Raw genomic sequence first — 21,126 nt, forward strand, 5'->3', positions numbered from 1 at the left:
CTATCCATAATAACTTGACTCGGTTTAAAATAAAAACATCACAGAAACACCCGATAAATTACACTGAGGATTCAGCAAATGATTACCATTAGAAAAAGTGAAGCAAGAGGACACGCTAATCACGGTTGGCTCGACAGTTACCACACATTTTCTTTTGCCGGCTATTACGATCCAAATTATATGAATTTTCGCTCTTTGCGGGTAATTAATGAGGATGTCGTTAGCCCCGGCAGAGGTTTCGGCACTCACGGACACAGCGACATGGAAATCATTACTTATGTATTAGAAGGAGCATTAGAACACAAGGACAGTTTGGGTACTGGTGCAGTGATTAAACCCGGTGAAGTGCAGCGGATGAGTGCAGGTACAGGTATCCAGCACAGCGAGTTCAATAACTCGCAAACAGACCCGGTTCATTTGCTGCAAATCTGGCTTTTACCCGATACAAAAGGCTTGCAGCCGAGTTACGAGCAGCGGGAGTTTCCTTTAGCAGAAAGGCGCGGAAAACTACGCTTAGTAGCGGCACGAGATGCGAGAGATGGTGCTGTCAAAGTGCATCAAGATGTGGATTTGTATGCGGCTGTTTTGGATAAAGACTCGCGGGTTTCTTATGCTTTGCAGCCGAATCGCCATGCTTGGGTGCAAGTTGCTCGCGGCTCGGTTGTGCTCAACGGTTTGACTTTACAAAATGGCGACGCTGCGGCGGTTAGCGGGGAGGCTGAGGTGGTGATTGAAGCTACGGAAGATGCTGAATTTTTGCTGTTTGATTTGGCATAGAATAGCATACGAAATCCCCGGCTTCTCCCAGAAGTCGGGGATTTGAAATTACTCGGCGGTTGAAACCGCTACTACAAAAACGAAGTCCGCCTTCGCGGACTAATAAATTAATCAGCCATCCAAGATTTTGTCCCAAAAATACCTGCTACAAGTTCGGGAATGCCAAAATCAACATCTAAGCTTTCCCAGTGCACGCTACTACCGGAAGGCGGCAGCCAAACATCAGCAAGTTGTTCTGGTGAAGCAGCTTCTAAGCCTTGTGCCAGCTTTGGCGGAAAAGAAAAAATAGCGCCGTTTTTCAGCTTGATAACTATTAAATCTTCCGACTGGTTATACTGCACTGATTCGGCGCGGGGTTCTGTAGCCTCAGCGTTTTTCCATGCTTGCTTGGCTTTTGCTATTTGATCTCGGAGATTTTCCTCAGTTAACTCTTTGTCCCAGTTTCTAAATACCATATATTTCTTGCCATCGGTTTTGTTAAGTTTGGATACTTGATTATTGCCGCATGGGATTGTGTTAAGCGGACTGTGAAGGACATGATACTTAATCATGGGTTACTACTTAGGAAATAAGTAAATAGGAGGAAGAAAGTAAATTTTATTTGTGATATTTTTGCTAAAGTTAAGTGTTTAGGATAAATTTTTATGCAACAAAACCCGATCGCCAGAAAGCATCTTATTGGGAGCCTGATCACTGGTTTAGCAGTTGGCGCACTCGCGGGCGCACCTATCGGCTGGATGGCTAATGGGGAATATTCCCAGCAGCGTTTTGCTAAACTTATCATTTGCCAACAACAAAATAGAGATCAGCCAGTTGCTATTGTTGAGGCTAGGTGCGGTTCCCGATTCTAAATTTTTCTGCTAGCCAGAGGGCTGTGTCAAATATTTTTAGGCTTGTGCGAATGTCGAAAGTTCGATCGCGCAGGCATTTTGGCGTTGTCAACCGTAAATATGCCACAAACCGGATAACTTTTCCGTCAGTTGATATGTGGGTATGTTAAATTGACACAATAATGAATTACAGCAGAACAATTCCGGCTATTTTGAGTGCTACGATCGCCCTGAGTTCGATCGCCCTCATCCCACTGACATCACCTCAAATTGCCCTCGCATTAACCGCCGACAAAGTTAAAACTGTTGCCCAACAAATTACTGTTCGCATCCAGGGGCCAAAAGGCGGTTCGGGAGTAATTTTAGAGAAACAAGGCAGCACATACTATATTCTCACAAACTGGCACGTTGTCGATAAAGCTGGGGATTACGAGGTCGTAACTCCCGACGGCAAAGCTCACTCTGTATACTACAGCCTCGTGCGGCGAGTGCCAGGGATGGATTTAGCCGTCGTACCTTTCAGCAGCACTCAAAGCTACCCCCTGGCTCAATTAGCCAATGCCGCAGCAACTAAGGGAAACAAAGCTTATGTCGCTGGCTGGCCGATATCCGGCGGTTCTCTGAGACAACCGATTTTCATCGCCACGGAAGGTCAGCTTACCGGCCGCCAAACTCCCTGGAACGGTTATACTTTGGTCTACAACAACTTAGTGAGAGCGGGAATGAGCGGCGGGCCGGTGCTCGATGACGCAGGCCGAGTTGTCGCAATTAACGGCATTGTCAGGTTAGAGGAGAACTCTGATAAAATTGTGGCGGCGGGGATAGAAATTAATACTTTCATGAAATGGCGATCGACTATTTCCCTGCCAGTAGTTCCCCAATCTCCTACTGCCGGGAACTCAAAAACTCCGGCGAATAATGCGCCTCGCACGCCCGCAAGTGCGATCGCCTTTGCTGCTACAAATACCCTCAAAGGGCCTTCGGAAGTTGTCAGTTCCCTTGCCCTAGCTTCAGCTTATTTTACTACAGGAAATAGCAACGGCACAATCTCTGTTTGGAATTTTCCCAGCGGGCAATTAAAAACGACCCTGCAAGGACACACGGAAGCCGTAAACGCCCTGGCAGCGAGTGGAGATGGCAAGGTGTTAGCTAGCGGCAGCGACGACAAAACTGTGAAAATTTGGAATTTAGAAACTGGTGCGGTTATACGCACTTTGAGTGGGCATTCCAATGCAGTTTCGAGCGTTGCCGTTAGTCCCGACGGTCAATTTGTAGCCAGCGGTAGTTGGGACAAAATGATTAAGATTTGGAACCCGAAAACAGGAGAGTTGCTGCGGACTTTGACCGGGCATTCTGGGTTGGTGAATGCTGTTGCAATTAGTCCAGACAACAAAACTTTAGCTAGCGGCAGCAAAGACGGTTCAATTAGGTTGTGGAATTTAGCTAGCGGTCAAGCAATTCGCACGATTAGCGGCAAAAACTTGTCTGTTTTGTCGCTAGCTTTTACTCCTGACGGCAAGAGTTTAGCTGCGGGAAATAGCAACGGCACAATCGGTTTGTGGAATGCCGGAAACGGGCAGTTAATTCGGCGTTTAAGCGGGCATACTGACGGGGTTTGGTCGGTGGCATTCAGTCGGGATGGCACTACGCTGGTTAGTGGGAGTTGGGATAAGAGTGTGAGACTTTGGGATGTGCGATCGGGGGATTTGAGAGGTAATTTGAGCGGTCATTCTGGCTACGTTAGCGCTGTGGCGATTAGCAGCGACGGTAAGACTATTGTTAGTGCGGGTTGGTTGGGGGAAATTAAGATTTGGAAAAGGAGTTGAGATTTTTTTTATTTAACCGCAGAGGGCGCAGAGGGCGCAGAGGAAGAGTAGAGAGAACAGGGTTTGCATTTGATTGAGTGGTGTTATACGATCGAGATATTTGGGATAAAAAAATGAGTGGACTAAAGACTAAATTGCCAACTGATATCTGGGTGGTAGCGACATGGGAAGAATTCATCGCGATGGCAGATGACCCAGCTTACAGTAAAGCCAAATGCTATTACCGCAACGGACAAATGAGGATTGAAACTATGTCAGTAGGGCCAGATCGTGCACAGGATAATGCGATCGCACTTTTCGCAATTAACCTATTTTGTACTATCAAAGGTATTTCTGTTAACGGATTAAATAAATGTAGCTACCGGAAAACAGAAGTCCGAGAGTGTCAACCGGATGTATCATACTATATTGGAGAAAGAGCGCAATTAGCACCGAGGGGAAGTTCGATCGCAAGTCTTGACGTTACCCCACCGCCAGATTTAGTCATAGAAGTTGCTGACTCAACTTTGGCTGATGATATTGGTGAAAAACGGTTGCTTTACGAAGAGTTAAAAGTTGCTGAATATTGGGTAGTAGACGTGCAGAAATCTCAAATTATTGCCTTTGCTATTATTGCTGATAATGGCAGTCGGCGGCTTGTGCGATCGGAAGTTTTGCCGGGATTAACTATTGCTGTGTTGGAAGAGGCTTTGCGGCGGAGTCGCACAGAAGATCAAGCACAGGTAGGGGCTTGGTTGTTGGCTCAATTTCAGCAGTAATCCAAATAGAAAGCGATCGCCCTCTCTGCAAAAAAGCGCGATTGTCCAACCTACTCGATCTTAACTCCCCAAGCTAAACTACTAAATCTTCGATCGAGAATTTCAATAAGTCGCACAGGGCTTTCATCTGTGCTGGGTATAGCTTGGGGACGTGTCTGTCGGTTTCCCAGTTGATTACTGTGGATTCCACCACATTACACGCTCTTGCCACTTGTATTCGAGTCAAACCTAGACTTTCACGTCTTTCTCTTAGCTTTTGCCCCAGCGTCATTATATGTCCCGTACTTAGTTCAGTTTATTCTATTTATTCAGTTGACTATATGTAGTTGGTGTCATAACCTAGAGATAGACACAAAGTCTAACAAAAGTCAAAAGCCAGTCCGCGCCCTAGACAAGCATTGAACTGGCTTTGGCTCCAACACTGAATGGAGACAAACTTAATTATGCCCTACAAACAGCGCCTTAACAGGTGGTTGGTTGTTCGCCTGCTTCCCAATATGCAGCGAATCACTGTGGCCCACTTTTTCAGGCATTCCGATGCTGACGGCTATCTGCGGATCGTCCGGCAGTTAATCCCCAAGGCTCAATTTGTGATTGTTTTTAATGCCGATATCAACCTAGAAACAGCGCCTAACAACATCGAAGGCAGCTAGTAGAGGGTTCGGGTAGGCACGGACTCTACTGGTAGGGTGCGTCGGTTGGTAGCGATTCGATGTACATCGGCTAATCATTTCCCCGCGCCGCACCCTACTACCTAGCATTTTGCTTCAACTAGACAGCAGGAGTCCCGCGCTCTACCGCAGGGCGTGAGCGTCGGAAGGAATGCGCGTGAGTGAAGAGATCCACCCCTGACCAAAACCGACAATCTTTAGATGTTGTACGGGAAGGGGTGGTCGAAGAACGAACAGATTCCTGATCCTGCCCCTTGTTTTTACTATCTTCACGAGATACAATAATACCAAAGTTCGTGAAAATAATGTCCCAAGTAATCACCGCCAAGCTAAAACTAAAACTGACTGCCGAGCAAAAAGCTTTGGTGTCTCAGACTGCTTTAGCCTACCGAGATGCCTTGAATTACACTTCACAAGTTGCTTTTGATGCAGGCAAAACCAGCAATGGTGCTAAGTTACAGAAAGCGGTCTACAACGAATTGCGGGTTCGATTTGGGCTGGGAGCGCAAATGGCTTGCAATGTACCCAGACAAGTGTCTGGAACCTATAAGACTCTGTGGACTAAGGTAAAACAATCTAACGATGCTATTGCTAAAGGCTACACGAAGAGACGGTATAAAGGGCTAGACAAAGCCCCCAAATATATATCTCGAACTTGTACCCTAAATTATCAACGTGACTACTCTTTTAAAGCCGAGAGGCAAGTGAGTATCATCACTCTCCAAGGTCGAATAGTGGTCTCGTATGATGGTTACAATAAGCATTTAGATTTAATTGCTAATGGTGCCAGGATTGGAGCGGCTAAAATTGTCTATCAGCGTTCCTCCAAGATATACTATCTGATGGTAAGTATCGAAATAGAAACGCCTAAGATTGACCCACTGAAAATAACTAGAGTCTCTGGTGTTGACGTGGGTATGCGCTACTTAGCGGTGGAAATAGACTTGCAAAATAAGGCTAAATTCTACTCAGGGAAGAATGCTAGACATAAAGCTAACCGCTACCATAAAGCACGGATGACTCTTCAGCGTAAAGACACTCGTTCAGCGAAGCGAAGACTAATCGCTTTGTCTGGGAAAGAAAGACGGTTTATCGCTGATGTAAACCACCTGATCAGTAAGGATATTGCCAAACCTAACACCCTAATTGGACTAGAAAACCTCACCGGAATACGGGACAGGACTAGGAGGAAATCGGGCAGGAAGGCAAGCAAAAAGAGACGTAGAGCTAATCGAAATAAAGCTAAATGGTCTTATGCCGAATTGCACGGGTATATCGACTACAAAGCCAATCTAAATGGTTCGTTAGCAACTAAAGTTCCGGCTCATGACACATCGAAAAGTTGTCCTAAATGTGGACATAGTTCGGATGCTAATAGACCAAACAAAGGACTATTGTTTCGATGCGAATGTTGTAGTCATGAGTTACACGCTGATTTGGTTGGTGCGCGAAATATTGCAATGAGAGCGTTGCTTGTCCGGCAAGACTGGATGAGCACGGGGAGCTTGTCAGCATCCCCTGATGTATCGAGCGGTGAAACCAAAGCCCAAATCCTACAAAGGTTTTCGGAATTGCGGTGGAGTTCAGATACAAGCCCACATCATAGCGGTACTCCGCTTGATGCTGGGTAGTTGACAGTCCGATCGACCCTTATGATAGATTTGGTTCTTGCCAGACTACACTGGAAGACAAAATCAAATTAAAAATTTCGCCATAAATTCGATCGACCCCCCGATCGGGCGGGACTCTCCCCTTCGTGGAACAGGCGTCCCGCCTGTGGTTGGCAAAGTACATCTAAAATCTAAAACCTAAAATCGCGTGACTTCTGACAAATGATTGAAGTAGAACACTTAAGCAAAACTTACGGTTCGACCGCAGCGATCGCGGACGTGTCTTTTTCGGTCGAATCAGGAGAAATTCTCGGTTTTTTGGGACCAAACGGCGCGGGAAAAACCACAACGATGCGGATTTTGTCGGGATATTTGCCGGCATCCAGCGGTACGGCCCGCATCGCCGGCATGGATGTTCACGAAAACTCGATGGCCGTCAGACAGCGCATCGGCTATCTGCCGGAAAACCCGCCGCTGTATCCTGAAATGACTGTGGAAGGGTTTCTGTTTTTTGTGGCCAGGATTAAGCAAGTACCTGCAGGCGATCGCGCGCGACGAGTTACCTCCGCGATCGAACGCTGCGGCCTAATTGATAAACGCAAAGTTTTAATCCGCAAGCTTTCTAAAGGATTTCGGCAGCGTGTCGGTATCGCACAGGCGATCGTCCACGATCCGCCCGTCATTATTTTAGACGAACCAACCGTCGGCCTCGACCCCCGACAAATCATCGAAGTCCGCAATTTAATCAAAAGTCTTGGCGGCCAGCACACAATCATCCTGTCCACGCACATTCTGCCGGAAGTCAGCATGACTTGCAACCGCGTCACCATCATCAATCGCGGAAAAATCGTCGCTGCAGGTACTCCCGAAAATTTGATGGGAGAGTTGGCGGTGGGAGAGGGTTACGAAGTCGAAGTTGAAGGCGAGGCAGATTTGGTCAACAGTCTGCTGTTGCCTTCTTTGGAAAATTTGCCGGGAGTTCGATCGGTCGAATTGATTCCAAGTAATCAATTTTTAGTGAGTCGCTACCGCCTGCGGGCATTGTGCGAACCCGACATAGAACCCGGACGAGAAATTGCTACAGCTATCGTCGCCTCTGGATTTGGACTGTGCGAAATGCGTCGATCTCGCGCTACTCTGGAAGATGTGTTTTTAAGGCTGACAGCGGCTGAAAAGAAACCGGAAAATCTGGTGCACAGCGAACCGGAGGTCGATCTAAATCTGCAAGAAGCGGCAGAAACTCAAGAGTCGATCGCGGATTATCATCAATCCGAATCGCAACCGATAGTCGAAAATCTGCAAGTTGTAGAAACAGTAGAGTCGATCGAGCATCCTCAACCAGAACCGATAGTCGAAAATCTGCTCATTGTAGAAACAGTAGAGTCGATCGAGCATCCTCAACCAGAACCGATAGTCGAAAATTTGCCCGTTGTTTCAGAAACAGTAGAGTCGATCGAGCATCCTCAACCAGAACAGATAGTCGAAAATCTGCAAGTTTCAGAAACAGTAGAGTCGATCGAGCATCCTCAACCAGAACCGATAGTCGAAAATCTGCAAGTTGTAGAAACAGTAGAGTCGAGCGAGCATCCTCAACCAGAATCAGAACCAGTTCCAGAAACCGTACAGCCGATAAAAGGGAAGCATCTCAGTTTGGGTGTCACAGAAACCAGATCATCTTACTCGCTACAGATATCTAAACAAGCAAGCAGGATGCTCACTTTTGTAAAAAACATTTTTTACAAAAGTGAGATACTCCCGATCGAACCTTCTCCACCAGCATCGGAACCAGTTGTAGAAACAGTAGAGTCGAACGAGCATCCTCAACCAGAACAGATAGTCGAAAATCAGCCCGTTGTTTCAGAAACCGTAGAGTCGATCGAGCATCCTCAACCAGAACAGATAGTCGAAAATCAGCCCGTTGTTTCAGAAACCGTAGAGTCGATCGAGCATCATGAACGAGAATCCGAACCAGTTGTCGAAACAGTAGAGTCGAGCGACTATTCTCAACCAGAACCGATTGTCCAAAATCTGCAAGTTGTAGAAACAGTAGAGTCGAGCGACTATTCTCAACCAGAATCTGAACCAATTGCAGAAACAGCAGAGGAAATAAGCGATTTAGAACCTGGAATGCAACCAGTGGCAGATTTTCTGGAAACTGTAGAAAGACAAGAATCGATCGAGCATTCTCAACCAGAACCGATAGTCGAAAATCTACTCATTGTCGAAACACCAGAGTCGATCGAGCATTCTCAACCAGAACCGATAGTCGAAAATCTACTCATTGTCGAAACACCAGAGTCGATCGAGCCTTCTCAACCAGAACCGATTGTCCAAAATCTACTCATTGTCGAAACACCAGAGTCGATCGAGCATTCTCAACCAGAACCGATTGTCGAAAATCTACTTATTGTAGAAACAGTAGAGTCGATCGAACTTTCTCAGCCAGAACCGGTTGTCGAAAATCTACTTATTGTAGAAACAGTAGAGTCGATCGAGCTTTCTCAGCCAGAACCGGTTGTCGAAAATCTCAAAGTTTCAGAAACACCAGAGTCGATCGAACTTTCTCAACTAGAACCGATTGTCGAAAATCTGCTGATTGTTCAAATGGTAGAGCCGATCGAGCTTTCTCAGCCAGAACCGGTTGTCGAAAATCTCAAAGTTTCAGAAACACCAGAGTCGATCGAACTTTCTCAACTAGAACCGATTGTCGAAAATCTGCTGATTGTTCAAATGGTAGAGTCGATCGAACTTTCTCAACCAGAACCCCAACCGATTTTAGATGCACCAAAGTCGATAGAGCTTTCTCAACCAGCACCAGAACCGATTTTAGATGCACCAAAGTCGATCGAACTTTCTCAGCCAGAACCGATTGTCGAAAATCTACTCATTGTAGAAACAGTAGAGTCGATCGAGCTTTCTCCGCCAGAATCAGAACCGATTTTAGATGCACCAAAGTCGATCGAACTTTCTCAACCAGAATCAGAACCGATTTTAGATGCACCAAAGTCGATAGAGCTTTCTCAACCAGCACCAGAACCGATTTTAGATGCACCAAAGTCGATCGAACTTTCTCAGCCAGAACCGATTGTCGAAAATCTACTCATTGTAGAAACAGTAGAGTCGATCGAACTTTCTCCGCCAGAATCAGAACCGATTTTAGATGCACCAAAGTCGATCGAACTTTCTCCACTAGAACCTGAACCGATTGTAGAAACAGTAGAGTCGATCGAGCTTTCTCAACCAGAATCAGAACCGATTGTAGATGCACCAAAGTCGATCGAACTTTCTCAACCAGAATCAGAACCGATTTTAGATGCACCAAAGTCGATCGAACTTTCTCAACCAGAATCAGAACCGATTTTAGATGCACCAAAGTCGATCGAACTTTCTCAACCAGAATCAGAACCGATTGTAGATGCACCAAAGTCGATCGAGCTTTCTCAGCCAGAATCAGAACCGATTTTAGATGCACCAAAGTCGATCGAGCTTTCTCAACCAGAATCAGAACCGATTTTAGATGCACCAAAGTCGATCGAACGTTCTCAACCAGAATCAGAACCGATTGTAGATGCACCAAAGTCGATCGAACGTTCTCAACCAGAATCCCAACCAGTTGTAAAAAATCGGCCAATTAAAAAAAAGCCACAACCGAGTAGCGATTCTCGGCCCGAACAGCCACCTGTTACCAAAAAGCGACCAATAGAAAGAAAAAAACAGGATAGCGACAGCAGTGAAACACCACCCGCAGGCGACTCAGAATGAACCAATTACCAATGCCCAATTACCCATTCCCAATTCCTAAATGTTAGTAATGATTAGTAATATTGTCGCAATTTACCGCAAAGAACTACAAAGCTATTTTGCATCGCCATTAGCCTATGCCATCGCAGCAGTCTTTTGGCTAATCACCGGCTACTTTTTAATAGCCATCCTCCTAGCCCCCGACGGGTTAATTCCCCAAATCGGCCAGCGAGACCAAATGGGAATTACCGAACCTCCCATCGACGTAGCCTACGAATTCCTGCAACTCTTCCTGCGAATCATGGGTTCCCTTTCCTTGTTCGTACTACCCGTACTCTCAATGGGACTTTACGCAGAAGAACGCAAACGTGGAACCTTAGAACTATTAGCCACATCGCCCTTAACAAACTGGGCCGTTGCTACCGGCAAACTCCTGGGAGTTTTAACATTTTATACCACAATGTTGCTGCCCCTGCTGTTCTGCGAGGCGATCGCCCTCAGTTCCTCAACCCCACCCGTACCCCCCGGAGTTCTTCTGCTAGGACACGGCGGCTTAATCTTACTAGCAGCAGGAGTATTGTCCCTCGGAATGTTTATTTCCTCCCTCACCGACAGCACAATTTTATCAGCCATCCTCACCTTCACTCTAGTATTATTTCTCTGGGTGATCGATGCAGTCGCCGTCAGTATCGGTGGCCCCTTCGGAACAGCATTAGGACATTTGTCGCTCCTAACAAATTACACCAATCTTGTCAAGGGAGTTTTCGATACCAGCAGTTTAATTATGTTTGCCAGTTACATCATTTTAGGAGTATTTCTGACCGCCCAATCCATCGATGCCTTGCGATATCAGCGTTCTTAAAAACACTAGACAAGGCCGAGACAGAGAAGGTTATTTTTGCCAAAGTAAAGAGAAGTAAAGAGCAAAGGGAAGGTTATTTTTCCCTGTTAATCATTCTACAAAATACCTCAAACAATGAGATTTATCAATCCCAAAATCGACTTTGCGTTCAAAAAAATATTCGGTTCCAGCGACAGCAAAGACATCCTGATTAATTTTTTAAACGCCATCCTTTATGAAGCACAGCCGGTCATCGAAGACTTAGAAATAATCGACTCCCAACCAGAACCTCAAACTCTCGCAACCCAAGACACACACCTAGATGTCAAAGCCACAATTAACGGCGGCAGAATCGCCCTAGTTGAAATTCAACTAATCAACGTGCCTTCCTTTGGAAACAGAGTTTTGTACAACGCTGCCAAAAGCTACAGCCAGCAATTAACAGGAAAAGAACGCTACGAAAGACTAAAAACAGTAATTTCCTTGAAAATTGCCGACTTTGAAATGTTTGAAAATCAGCCCGAATTTATGTCACGGTTTGTTTTCCAAGAAAAAGAACAACAGTTTGAGTGTCCAGATACTGAAATAGAATTAGTATTTATCGAACTGCCAAAATTTAGCAAGGAATTAGCAGAATTAGAAACAACCGCAGATCAATGGATTTACTTTCTAGAAAATACCAGCACTCTGGAGACAGTACCAGAAACACTCAGTGCCGTTCCCGAAATTCAGAAAGCTTTTAGAATTGCCAGCGAGGAAAACTTCACTCAGGAAGAATTAAATGAATTGCAGAAGCAAGAACTGTGGATTCAAGACCAGCAGATTGCCATAGATGTAGCCAGAGAACAGGTGACAAAAGCTGCTCAAGTCTCGTTAATATTGCGTCAGCTAGTGAAGCGCTTAGGCACAATACAACCGGAAACTGAAAACAGCATCCGTCAATTAGGTATACAGGAATTAGAAGAACTAGGAGATGCCGTGATCGATTTCAACAAGCCATCAGATTTAACAGCATGGTTGCAGGCTAATGCGATATAGAATAACATCCTCCAACCATAATTTTGTCACTCAATATTTACATTATGAAAATTAGCAAAACAAATTGGAAATACGTTTTTTTGCTGGGCCCCCTCCTCATCGCAGCGGGGGTAACAGCAGCACTTGTATCGGGAGTATGGGACCCCCTGACAGTCGGTTTAGTTATTGCCGGAGCCGTAACGATCGCACTTTGGCTGCTATATTTGAGTTACGAACAAAGCTTTTGGGGGCAGCGTTCCACTCAAGCCAGCACCAACGCCCTGATTGCCACCCTAGCCGTCTTTGTGATTCTCGGAGTAATTAACTTCATAGCCGTTCGCTATCCCGTCCGCATTGACTTAACAGAAAGCCAACAATTTACCCTTGCCCCGCAGACTCAACAAATACTGCGAAACCTGCAACAAACAGTCAAAGTTTGGGTATTTGACCCCATCCAAAATCCCCAAATCAAAGAATTGCTGCAAAACTACAAACGCGAGGGAGGCGAAAAGTTCCAATTCGAGTTTGTTGACCCGCAGGCCCAACCTGGAAAAGCGCGGGAATTTAGCATTACCAGCATCGGAGAAGTTTACCTGCAATCCGGCGACAAAAAACAAGTTCTGCAAAAAGGTGGGACTGCTTTTGGTAGCGACCCAAATCAAGGGCTTTCAGAGATAAAACTTACCAATGGCTTAGAAGAAATCCTGAGCACTCGCGTTGCTACAGTTTACTTTTTACAAGGCAAAGGAGCCCGCCCGATACAGGAAGGTCAAGGCGGAATTCAGCAAGCTGAAAAAGCTTTGAAAGATAAATACTACAACGTCCAAACGCTGAATTTGACCGAACGCAAAGAAGTGCCAGAAGATGCAGATGCTTTAATCATTCCCGGGCAGGACAAACCGTTTTCCGATACAGAAATTAAAGCACTAAGAGCTTATCTCGATCGCGGCGGCAGTTTATTATTAATGGTAGACCCGGCAATTGATACGGGATTGGGCAAATTGCTGGAAGAATGGGGCGTCAAACTAGACACCCGTTTAGCCATTGATGCTTCGGGTACTGGTCAAAGATTTGGCCTGGGCCCCACGGTTCCCACAGTCAGGCGCTACGGCGAACATCCGATTACTCAAAGTTTTGGCAACGGTATTTCATTTTATCCGTTTGCGCGTGCTGTGGAAACTTCGCCAGTAGAAGGGATAGAGGAAAAACCGCTGATTTGGACGAGTCAGGAAAGTTGGGCGGAAAGCGATTTAACGACTAAGAAATTGGAGTTCGATCAGAAGACCGATCGACAAGGCCCGCTATTATTAGGTGTAGCTTTAGTTCGATCGTCCACTGACACCACTCCCTCAAAGCCCTCACCTTCACCAACACCAACTTCCCCCTCGCCTTCACCCCAAGCATCGCCGACAGATTCCCCATCGCCGATAGATTCACCCTCACCCACAGATTCCCCATCGCCGACAGATTCACCCTCACCGATAGATTCACCCTCACCGACAATTTCCCCATCGCCGACAGATTCCCCATCGCCGACAGATTCCCCATCGCCGACAGATTCACCATCGCCGACAGATTCCCCATCGCCGACAGATTTCCCATCGCCGACAGATTCACCCTCACCGACAACTTCCCCATCGCCGACAGATTTACCATCACCGACAACTTCGCCAACAGCTTCCCCAATCAGCTATTCGGTGATTGTCTCGCAAGAAGCTACGCCTCCAGCATTACCGACGACTTCGCCAACACCCACAGCATCTCCCACAGCATCTCCCACAGCATCTCCCAGTCCAACCGCAACTCCTTCTGTGCCTTCAGCTTCTAGAAAAACATCGCGAATGGTAGTAATTGGCACATCTCAATTTGTGACTAACGGTTGGTTTGACCAACAACTCAATAGCGACGTGTTTCTCAATTCAGTCAGTTGGTTGAGTAAACCAGACCAGCAAAGCTTTTCTATCAGTCCGAAAAAAGCTACTAACCGCCGCATTAACATGACGGCTATCCAAGTAGGATTGCTGGTTTTAGCTTGGCTAATTTGGCCTTTACTCGGACTGGGAATTGGGGGCGCTATCTGGTGGAAGAGAAGATAAGTTAGTTGACAGTTGACAGTTGTCAGTTGACAGTTGTCAGTTGACAGTTGTCAGTTGTCAGTTGTCAGTTGTTATTAATAACAGACTCCCCAATGCCCAATTCCCAATTCCCGATGCCCAATGCCCAATTCCCAATGCCCAATTCCCAGTTACTATGAAATTGCAGAAAAATACATTTGTATTGATAGCCGTCGCACTTAGCATGACTGGGTTGGTTGCTTTGTTCGAGATGCAAGTGGCTCCTAAACAGGAAGCTGCTAAGGAAGAAAAACAGAAAATTTTTGCTTTTAACTCCGATCGCGTACAATTCTTTACAGTCAAAACTCCCGAAAAAATATTGACTTTTGAGCGAGTTTATGCTACAAAAGGAGGCAAGTCTAGCTGGGAAATGAAATTGCCAGTGCAAGCACACGCAAGTCAGGCATCGGTGGATTTTTTGCTAGACAGGCTGGCAACAGGAAAGAGCGATCGCACGATTAATACTACTGCTGCTCAACTGCCCGAATTCGGTCTCGACCAACCCCAAGCTACAGTCACAGTAAAACTGGACAACCAGGAAACTCACCGCCTAGTTTTAGGCAAAACAGACTTTAGCGGCCGCTTCTTGTACGCTCAAGCCAATCCGCCGGAAGCGCCCCCTCAAAATTCCGCCCAAAATTTGCCCGTGCTGCTAGTGCCTTTTGACTTTAAAAATGCCGTCCAACGACCTTTGTCAGAGTGGAAAAAAGCAGAAGCACCCAAGACCGAGAAACCGCAAAAACCCTCTCCCACGCCAAGTCCTGAGAATAAATAGATGCCCAGTTGATCTGAGATGTTGCACCATTCTCAATAAGCCTTTTATGAACAGGCTTTCCGGCCTGTTCCACAAAGAGTGAATTGTCTTGTGGAACAGGCCGGAAAGCCTGTTGCTGACAATGGTGCCTGTTCCACAAAGAGTGAATTGTCTTGTGGAACAGGCCGGAAAGCCTGTTGCTGACAATGGTGCGCTCTGGGATAGAATTTAAAGAACCAATCCCAAAACCTGTTACATCCAACATTCCTCACCTAAAATACAGAAAAGTCTAAACTTAAACTGTATTTAAGTGGCGTGCATTACCCCCAGGAAAGGGCGAATATGTTTCAGACAGCACTCAACCAAGGTACGACAGCAACGGATACAGCGCTTGACGTTGAACTCCGCAAGGTATTTAAGGTATTTAATGGCGAAACCGCAGTCCGTGGAGTTGACCTCAACATCCGCCAAGGAGAATTTTTTAGCATCCTCGGGCCCAGTGGCTGCGGCAAGACTACGACGCTGCGCTTAATCGCTGGGTTCGAGACTCCCTCGGCGGGCGAATTGATGATTCGCGGCCAGTCGATGACCAACACTCCAGCTTACCGCCGTCCGGTAAATACTGTGTTTCAAAGCTATGCTTTGTTCGGACACATGAATGTCTGGGACAATATCGCTTTTGGATTGCGGATCAAAAAGCTGGGGAAAGCAGAAATTGAAGAACGGGTACGGGAAGTTTTGCAATTGGTGAAAATGGAATCTTTCGCCAACAGGTTTCCCGGTCAAATGTCGGGCGGCCAGCAGCAGCGGGTGGCTTTGGCGAGAGCTCTGGTAAATCGACCGGCTGTTCTGCTGTTGGACGAACCCCTGGGTGCTCTGGATTTGAAGTTGCGGAAGCAGATGCAGTTGGAACTGTCGAATTTGCATCAAGAATTGGGTTTGACTTTTGTGATGGTGACTCACGACCAAGAAGAGGCGATGAGTCTGTCTGACCGGATTGCGGTGATGCACGAGGGCAGGATTGAGCAAATTGGCTCTCCTGAAGAAATTTATGAGTGTCCGCAGACGGCTTTTGTGGCGGATTTTATTGGCGATACGAATTTGTTTGCGGGTACGGTAGAATCGATCGACCGATCGACTATCACAGTTCGCACATCAGCCAATCTGAAAATAATCGTTCAGCAGTCGGATATGTGGAGTGGTGTCACAGGCGACTCTGTTGTGGTCAGCGTCCGGCCGGAAAAAGTATATTTGAATCTCTACCAGCCGGAAGTGTCGGTCAACTGTTTTGAAGGGCGGCTCAAAAATACTATGTACATGGGCACGCACGTTCATTACGTCGTTGAGTTGGCGTCGGGCGATAAAATTACTGTACGCCAGCCAAATACCGGCGGCTCTTTCCCAGATCCGCACACGCCGATTTACGCTTACTGGGGAACTACTGATTGTCTCGCTTTGACCGATCGGAATTAGTCAGTTGGCCGTTGGTAGTTGGTATCAGTCATTAGTCATTAGTCATTAGTCATTGGTTATTTGTTGGTGGTTGGTTATCCTAACAAATAACATAGAACAATTCCCAATTCCCAATTACCAATTCCCCAATCTTCAATCTTCAATCTCCAAATCTAAAATCTAAAATCTAAAATCTAAAATCGAACTGTGCCTCCGACTAACTTACCAATTTCCAGGATTTTCCCGGCTAATTCTACACGCCGTCAGTTCCTAAAAAATTCGGCGGCGACAATTTCCGGTTTAGCTGTTTCGAGTTGTGGCTGGCGACTTGCAGACGTACAATCTGCTCCTCCCGTCAAAGGTGATGCCGACCAACTTTTCATCTATACTTGGGCAGGCTATACCGATAACGCTTTGCTCGATCGCTTTGCCGAAAAAACAGGCATCCGCGTCATCGCAGATGTATTCGACTCCAATGAGTCGATGCTGGCGAGAGTTCAAGCCGGTGGCGCCCGCGCCTACAGCATCATTTACCCGTCTGACTACATGGTGATTCAGATGACGGAACTGGGGCTGTTGAGCCAATTAGACCACTCGATTTTGGGCGGACTCGATCGGCTCAAAAAACAGTTCCAAAACCCCGTCTATGACCCAGGAAACCGCTACAGCGTCCCTGTGAGTTGGGGAACCACAGGCTTAATTTACAACAGCGAACAGCTCAAAGAAGCTCCTGAAGATTGGGACTATTTGTGGAAGCACAAACAGGAGTTAGCAAGGCGAATGACGCTGGCAAATGATGTTCGAGAAGTGATGGGTGCTGCGCTGCGGATGTTGGGCTATTCTCTCAATTCTACGAACCCAGAGCAAGTGAAACAAGCTTATGAAAAGTTGGTTGAACTCAAACCGGCGATCGCATCTTTTACCACTGATGCTTGGCGGCCACAAATGCTGACGGGGGATTTGAAGGTAGCTATGTGTTATTCTTCTGATGCTAATGAGGTAATTCCAGATAATGACAAATTGCGCTATGTTGTGCCAAAAAGCGGTTCTTCTCTGTGGACTGACACTTTAGTAATTCCTAAAGGTGCTCCCAATCCAGAAGCAGCTTATAAGTGGATTAACTTTATGCTGCAAGCGGATGTCGCTGCTTCTTTAGTAGAACGGCTCAGTTTCTCAACTCCTTCGGAAGATGCTTTTAGTTTGCTGACGCCGGAAGTCCGCGAAAATGAAATTCTTTTCCCTTCTGAGGCTACTTTGAAAAATTGCGAAGGTGTGGCTCCGGTAGGAAAATTTATAGACGTGTACGATCGCTATTGGACTCAATTAACCAGCGGCTAATCTTATTTTTGCCATAAATTTCATGTAGATTTCGATTTACCGTGGGGTGGGGGCGGGTTTATGAGATTGTTTATTTTAGGCGATTATTGTAGGTGAACCCGCCCCTACATTACATTTCGATTTACCGTGGGGTGGGGGCGGGTTTATGAGATTGTTTATTTTAGGCGATTATTGTAGGTGAAACCCGCCCCTACAAATCAAAACTCAAAACTCAAAACTATTTATTTATGGCTGTTTCCACTCAAGCTCCCCCTCCTCTTCCTCCCGGTTCTCCCTCGAAGGCTGAAACTGTTTCTCGCTGGTCGGCGTGGGCTGGGCCACTGGCATTGCTCGGCCCTTCTGGCTTGTTGCTGCTTTTATTATTAGTCATACCAACTTTGGTGATTTTTCAGCTTAGTTTGGTGCCGAATATTAAGCCGGGAGACTTGGTGAATCCTTCGGGAATCGGCAATTACCTGCGAGTGTTTGAGCCGCTGAATTTGCAGGTGATTGGTCGATCGCTCTTTTTCGCAACGGGGACTACTATTCTGTGTTTGCTGCTGGGATTTCCCGTCGCTTACTGGATCGCCCTCAATGTCTCGAAAAAGTGGCGGAATTTAACTTTGTTAGGCTTTGTGTTGCCGCTGTGGACTTCTTCGCTGTTGCGATCGTATGCTTGGATTACAATTCTGCGTCCTACGGGGGTTCTCAACTCGCTGCTGGCACTTGTAGGAATTCCTCCTCTGGAATTACTTAATCAAAGTTCCGCAGTTTTAATCGGCATGGCTTACAGTTATTTGCCTTATATAGTGACAATTCTTTACGCTTCTTTAGAAAAGTTAGACCGCAGGTTGCTAGAAGCATCTCAGGATTTGGGCGCCAATCCAGTGGAAACTTTCTGGAAAGTGACAGTACCTCAGACGATGCCGGGAATTGCTGCGGGTTCTTTGCTAGTATTTATTAGCTGTTTGGGCGATTTTGTCGATCCAGAGTTGCTCGGTGGAGCTTCGAGCATGACGGCGGCTCGTTTGATTTACAATCAGTTTTTGGGAGCGACTCAAAATTGGGGTCTGGGTTCGGCTCTGAGTATGGTATTAATCTTTGCAGTGAGTATCGGAATTGCCCTTTTGCTCAAATATGGCGATCGTAATGCAATTTAAAGAAGTCATTAGTCAGTAGTTATTAGTCATTAGTTATTGGTTACTGGTTATTGGTAGCTACTCACAAATAACAACTGACAACAACCGATTACCAATTACCAATTACCAATTAATTACCAATTACCGATTACCGAGAAATGGAAAATACCCCCGAAAATACACAGGAGGACATACAAGCCGATATGTACTTAAAACCTAAATTTAAGGTTTCTTGGCAGGTAATATTTGCCGTTGTGATGTTTTTTTATATGTACCTGCCCATCCTGGTACTCACCTTTTACAGCTTTAACAAATCGCGTTTTAGCGCCGGCTGGGAAGGATTTACTTTAGATTGGTACGTTAAATTATTTAGCGATACGCGGATTTTAATTGCCCTGAGAAACAGTTTAACAGTGGCTGTTTGTGCAGTGGCAATCTCGGCGGTACTCGGCACTTTGATGGCGGTTGGTTTAGCCCGCTACCGCTTTCCAGGCAAGAGTTTATATCAGGGAGTCTCCTACTTGCCGATTATTATTCCAGATATTGCTACCGCAGTTGCTACTCTGGTATTTTTAGCAGCGCTGGCGATTCCTCTGAGTTTGTGGACGATTGTCGCCGCTCACGTTGTGTTTTGTCTGGCTTACATCGCCCTAGCTGTTTCTACTAGATTGGCCGATTTAAACCCGTATTTAGAAGAGGCTGCCTTGGATTTGGGTGCAACGCCTGTTGAAGCTTTTATTAAAGTTTTGCTCCCTCAATTAATACCCGGAATTGTTTCGGGTTGTCTCCTGTCTTTTGTCCTCAGCATGGACGATTTTTTGATTGCTAGTTTTACCGCAGGTAGCGGGACTACAACTCTGCCGATGGAAATTTTTAGCCGAATTCGGACAGGAGTAAAACCGGATATTAATGCTTTGAGCGTGCTGTTGATAGTAGGTTCGGGAGGATTGGCGTTTTTAGCGGAATATTTGCGTGGCCGGGGCGAGCAAAAACGGACTCATTAGTCATAGGTTATTAGTCACCAAAAAACCCGGTTTCTTAAAGAAACCGGGTTTCTGAAGCGGTAAGGTGCGAAGTACGCAGCCTACATAGGTTCTGCGTCTAGGACAGAATTGCTGCTATTTTGCTGCTGGTAATTTCACTTTAGTAGCCAAACCTAGTGCTTCCAAAACTTGAATTGTCATCCAAGTGAAGTCAATCTCCCACCATTCCATCCCGTGACGCGCAGAGTATTGATAAGCATGGTGGTTGTTGTGCCAGCCTTCGCCGTAAGTCAGGACAGCCACCCACCAACAGTTAGTAGAACTATCCTTTGTTTCGTAAGTGCGGTAGCCAAATTTGTGAGTGGCGCTGTTAACAAACCAGGTGCAGTGATAAACGAAAACTAAGCGGACAAAAATTACCCAAACTACAAAGGGCCAGCCGGCTGCTAAGTAAAGCAACACGCCAAAGGCGATTTGAATTGGCAGAAAGTAATTTTGCAAAAACTGGTAAAAGGGGTCGCTCGAAATGTCTTTTGTGCAGCGGGGAATTTCAGCGTGAGCTGGACCTTTATATAGCATCCAGCCGAGGTGACTCCACCAAAAACCCTTTTGGGCATTGTGAGGGTCGAGCGCATTTTGGTCAGAGTGGGTGTGGTGCAATCGGTGCAGCCCAACCCAATCAATTATTCCTCCTTGACAGGCAAGGGCTCCGCAAAATGCTAGAAAGTATTCTACGAATTTTGGTGTCTGAAAACTGCGGTGGGTGAGCAGGCGATGCCATCCGAGAGTTATTCCCAAACCGCCGGTTATCCAGTGCATGAATACTGTTAAACCCACTGCTGTCCAATTGAAGTTACTGGGTAGCAGTGCGAACAAAGCGCCGATATGAAGTCCTGCTAAACTAATAACGTGCTTCCAATTGTATTGGAGTTTTTCTTGCGTTGCAATTGTCATTCTCTTTTTGATTTCTGATGAGATGCCGAGCTAGATTCACACATAATAGTTTGGATTGAGCAGTGAACTTTTTTGCTGCACACTTGCCCAAACTAATAAAGAATCAATGATAGATTTGGGATTAGGATTGAAAAAGATTTACGGTTGTATTTTGAAAATAAAAAATTTGGCTGCCAAACAAAATTTTTTGTTCCCAATTATATTATAACTGATTCTGGTTTTGGTTGGGTCGATCGCACCAGGGGATTCGATCTCTGTTCAACCCAACCTATACCGATCGCAAAAACAGGATTAGCCATTGGTCACCAGCCATTAGTCCAGAACTGATGAGCGACAACCAAT

17 protein-coding genes and 1 pseudogene are annotated in these 21,126 nt (G+C 46.1%); 15 read left to right on the forward strand and 3 right to left on the reverse strand.

Annotated elements, in window-relative coordinates; all coding sequences use genetic code 11:
• The first annotated feature begins 78 nt into the window (after positions 1-78).
• Positions 79-777, forward strand: a complete 699-nt coding sequence (locus QUB26_RS07570; RefSeq protein ID WP_333243592.1) for a pirin family protein — start codon at positions 79-81, stop codon at positions 775-777.
• A gap of 107 nt (positions 778-884) precedes the next feature.
• On the opposite strand, the gene QUB26_RS07575 is transcribed toward QUB26_RS07570, so the two are convergent.
• Complete coding sequence (locus QUB26_RS07575) at positions 885-1,232, reverse strand: DUF2442 domain-containing protein (RefSeq protein WP_333243590.1); 348 nt, start codon at positions 1,230-1,232, stop codon at positions 885-887.
• A 189-nt stretch (positions 1,233-1,421) separates the two neighbouring features.
• Here QUB26_RS07575 and QUB26_RS07580 point away from each other — a divergent pair, with 189 nt between their 5' ends.
• From QUB26_RS07580 to QUB26_RS07590, 3 genes are all read left to right on the forward strand, one after another.
• On the forward strand, positions 1,422-1,628 hold the full coding sequence (locus QUB26_RS07580; protein ID WP_333254278.1) for a hypothetical protein: 207 nt from the start codon (positions 1,422-1,424) through the stop codon (positions 1,626-1,628).
• A gap of 161 nt (positions 1,629-1,789) precedes the next feature.
• Complete coding sequence (locus QUB26_RS07585) at positions 1,790-3,433, forward strand: WD40 domain-containing protein (protein ID WP_333317351.1); 1,644 nt, start codon at positions 1,790-1,792, stop codon at positions 3,431-3,433.
• Between the two features lie 113 nt (positions 3,434-3,546).
• Entirely contained in the window at positions 3,547-4,191 is a 645-nt protein-coding gene (locus QUB26_RS07590; RefSeq protein WP_333317353.1) for a Uma2 family endonuclease, read from the forward strand.
• 73 nt (positions 4,192-4,264) lie between these two features.
• On the opposite strand, the gene QUB26_RS07595 is transcribed toward QUB26_RS07590, so the two are convergent.
• Positions 4,265-4,462, reverse strand: coding sequence for a helix-turn-helix transcriptional regulator (locus tag QUB26_RS07595; protein WP_332970604.1), 198 nt, complete (start codon positions 4,460-4,462; stop codon positions 4,265-4,267).
• Positions 4,463-4,634: 172 nt separating this feature from the next.
• Here QUB26_RS07595 and QUB26_RS07600 point away from each other — a divergent pair, with 172 nt between their 5' ends.
• The 11 genes and pseudogenes from QUB26_RS07600 (at position 4,635) to QUB26_RS07650 (ending at position 19,851) form a co-directional block, all read left to right on the forward strand.
• Positions 4,635-4,844, forward strand: a complete 210-nt coding sequence (locus tag QUB26_RS07600; RefSeq protein WP_332999805.1) for a hypothetical protein — start codon at positions 4,635-4,637, stop codon at positions 4,842-4,844.
• Positions 4,845-5,167: 323 nt separating this feature from the next.
• Positions 5,168-6,493: a transposase gene (locus tag QUB26_RS07605; RefSeq protein ID WP_333243578.1), complete on the forward strand. Its 1,326-nt coding sequence runs from the start codon at positions 5,168-5,170 to the stop codon at positions 6,491-6,493.
• A 201-nt stretch (positions 6,494-6,694) separates the two neighbouring features.
• Positions 6,695-7,756, forward strand: a pseudogene (locus tag QUB26_RS07610) (ABC transporter ATP-binding protein); the annotation flags it as partial.
• Between the two features lie 2,518 nt (positions 7,757-10,274).
• Entirely contained in the window at positions 10,275-11,075 is an 801-nt protein-coding gene (locus tag QUB26_RS07615) for an ABC transporter permease (RefSeq protein WP_333052732.1), read from the forward strand.
• Positions 11,076-11,189: 114 nt separating this feature from the next.
• Positions 11,190-12,092, forward strand: coding sequence for an Rpn family recombination-promoting nuclease/putative transposase (locus QUB26_RS07620; RefSeq protein WP_333243575.1), 903 nt, complete (start codon positions 11,190-11,192; stop codon positions 12,090-12,092).
• 44 nt (positions 12,093-12,136) lie between these two features.
• Positions 12,137-14,167, forward strand: a complete 2,031-nt coding sequence (locus QUB26_RS07625) for a Gldg family protein (RefSeq protein ID WP_333317355.1) — start codon at positions 12,137-12,139, stop codon at positions 14,165-14,167.
• Between the two features lie 154 nt (positions 14,168-14,321).
• Positions 14,322-14,960: a DUF4340 domain-containing protein gene (locus tag QUB26_RS07630; RefSeq protein ID WP_333243568.1), complete on the forward strand. Its 639-nt coding sequence runs from the start codon at positions 14,322-14,324 to the stop codon at positions 14,958-14,960.
• Positions 14,961-15,281: 321 nt separating this feature from the next.
• Positions 15,282-16,412 carry an ABC transporter ATP-binding protein gene (locus QUB26_RS07635; RefSeq protein ID WP_333317358.1) on the forward strand — a complete coding sequence of 377 codons (1,131 nt, stop codon included), beginning with the start codon at positions 15,282-15,284 and terminating at the stop codon, positions 16,410-16,412.
• A 186-nt stretch (positions 16,413-16,598) separates the two neighbouring features.
• The gene (locus QUB26_RS07640) at positions 16,599-17,729 is read left to right on the forward strand and encodes a spermidine/putrescine ABC transporter substrate-binding protein (RefSeq protein ID WP_333243563.1); all 1,131 of its coding nucleotides are present in this window, start codon (positions 16,599-16,601) and stop codon (positions 17,727-17,729) included.
• 227 nt (positions 17,730-17,956) lie between these two features.
• Entirely contained in the window at positions 17,957-18,868 is a 912-nt protein-coding gene (locus tag QUB26_RS07645) for an ABC transporter permease (RefSeq protein ID WP_333052726.1), read from the forward strand.
• A 137-nt stretch (positions 18,869-19,005) separates the two neighbouring features.
• Complete coding sequence (locus QUB26_RS07650; protein WP_333052725.1) at positions 19,006-19,851, forward strand: ABC transporter permease; 846 nt, start codon at positions 19,006-19,008, stop codon at positions 19,849-19,851.
• 114 nt (positions 19,852-19,965) lie between these two features.
• Here the strand turns inward: QUB26_RS07650 and QUB26_RS07655 are convergent, their stop codons facing one another.
• A complete protein-coding gene (locus QUB26_RS07655) occupies positions 19,966-20,784 on the reverse strand; it encodes a fatty acid desaturase (protein WP_333052724.1) in 819 nt (272 codons plus the stop codon).
• Between the last annotated feature and the right edge of the window lie 342 nt (positions 20,785-21,126).

The sequence above is a fragment of the Microcoleus sp. B4-C1 genome, assembly GCF_036705285.1.
In the GTDB taxonomy this organism is placed as follows: Bacteria; Cyanobacteriota; Cyanobacteriia; order Cyanobacteriales; family Microcoleaceae; genus Microcoleus.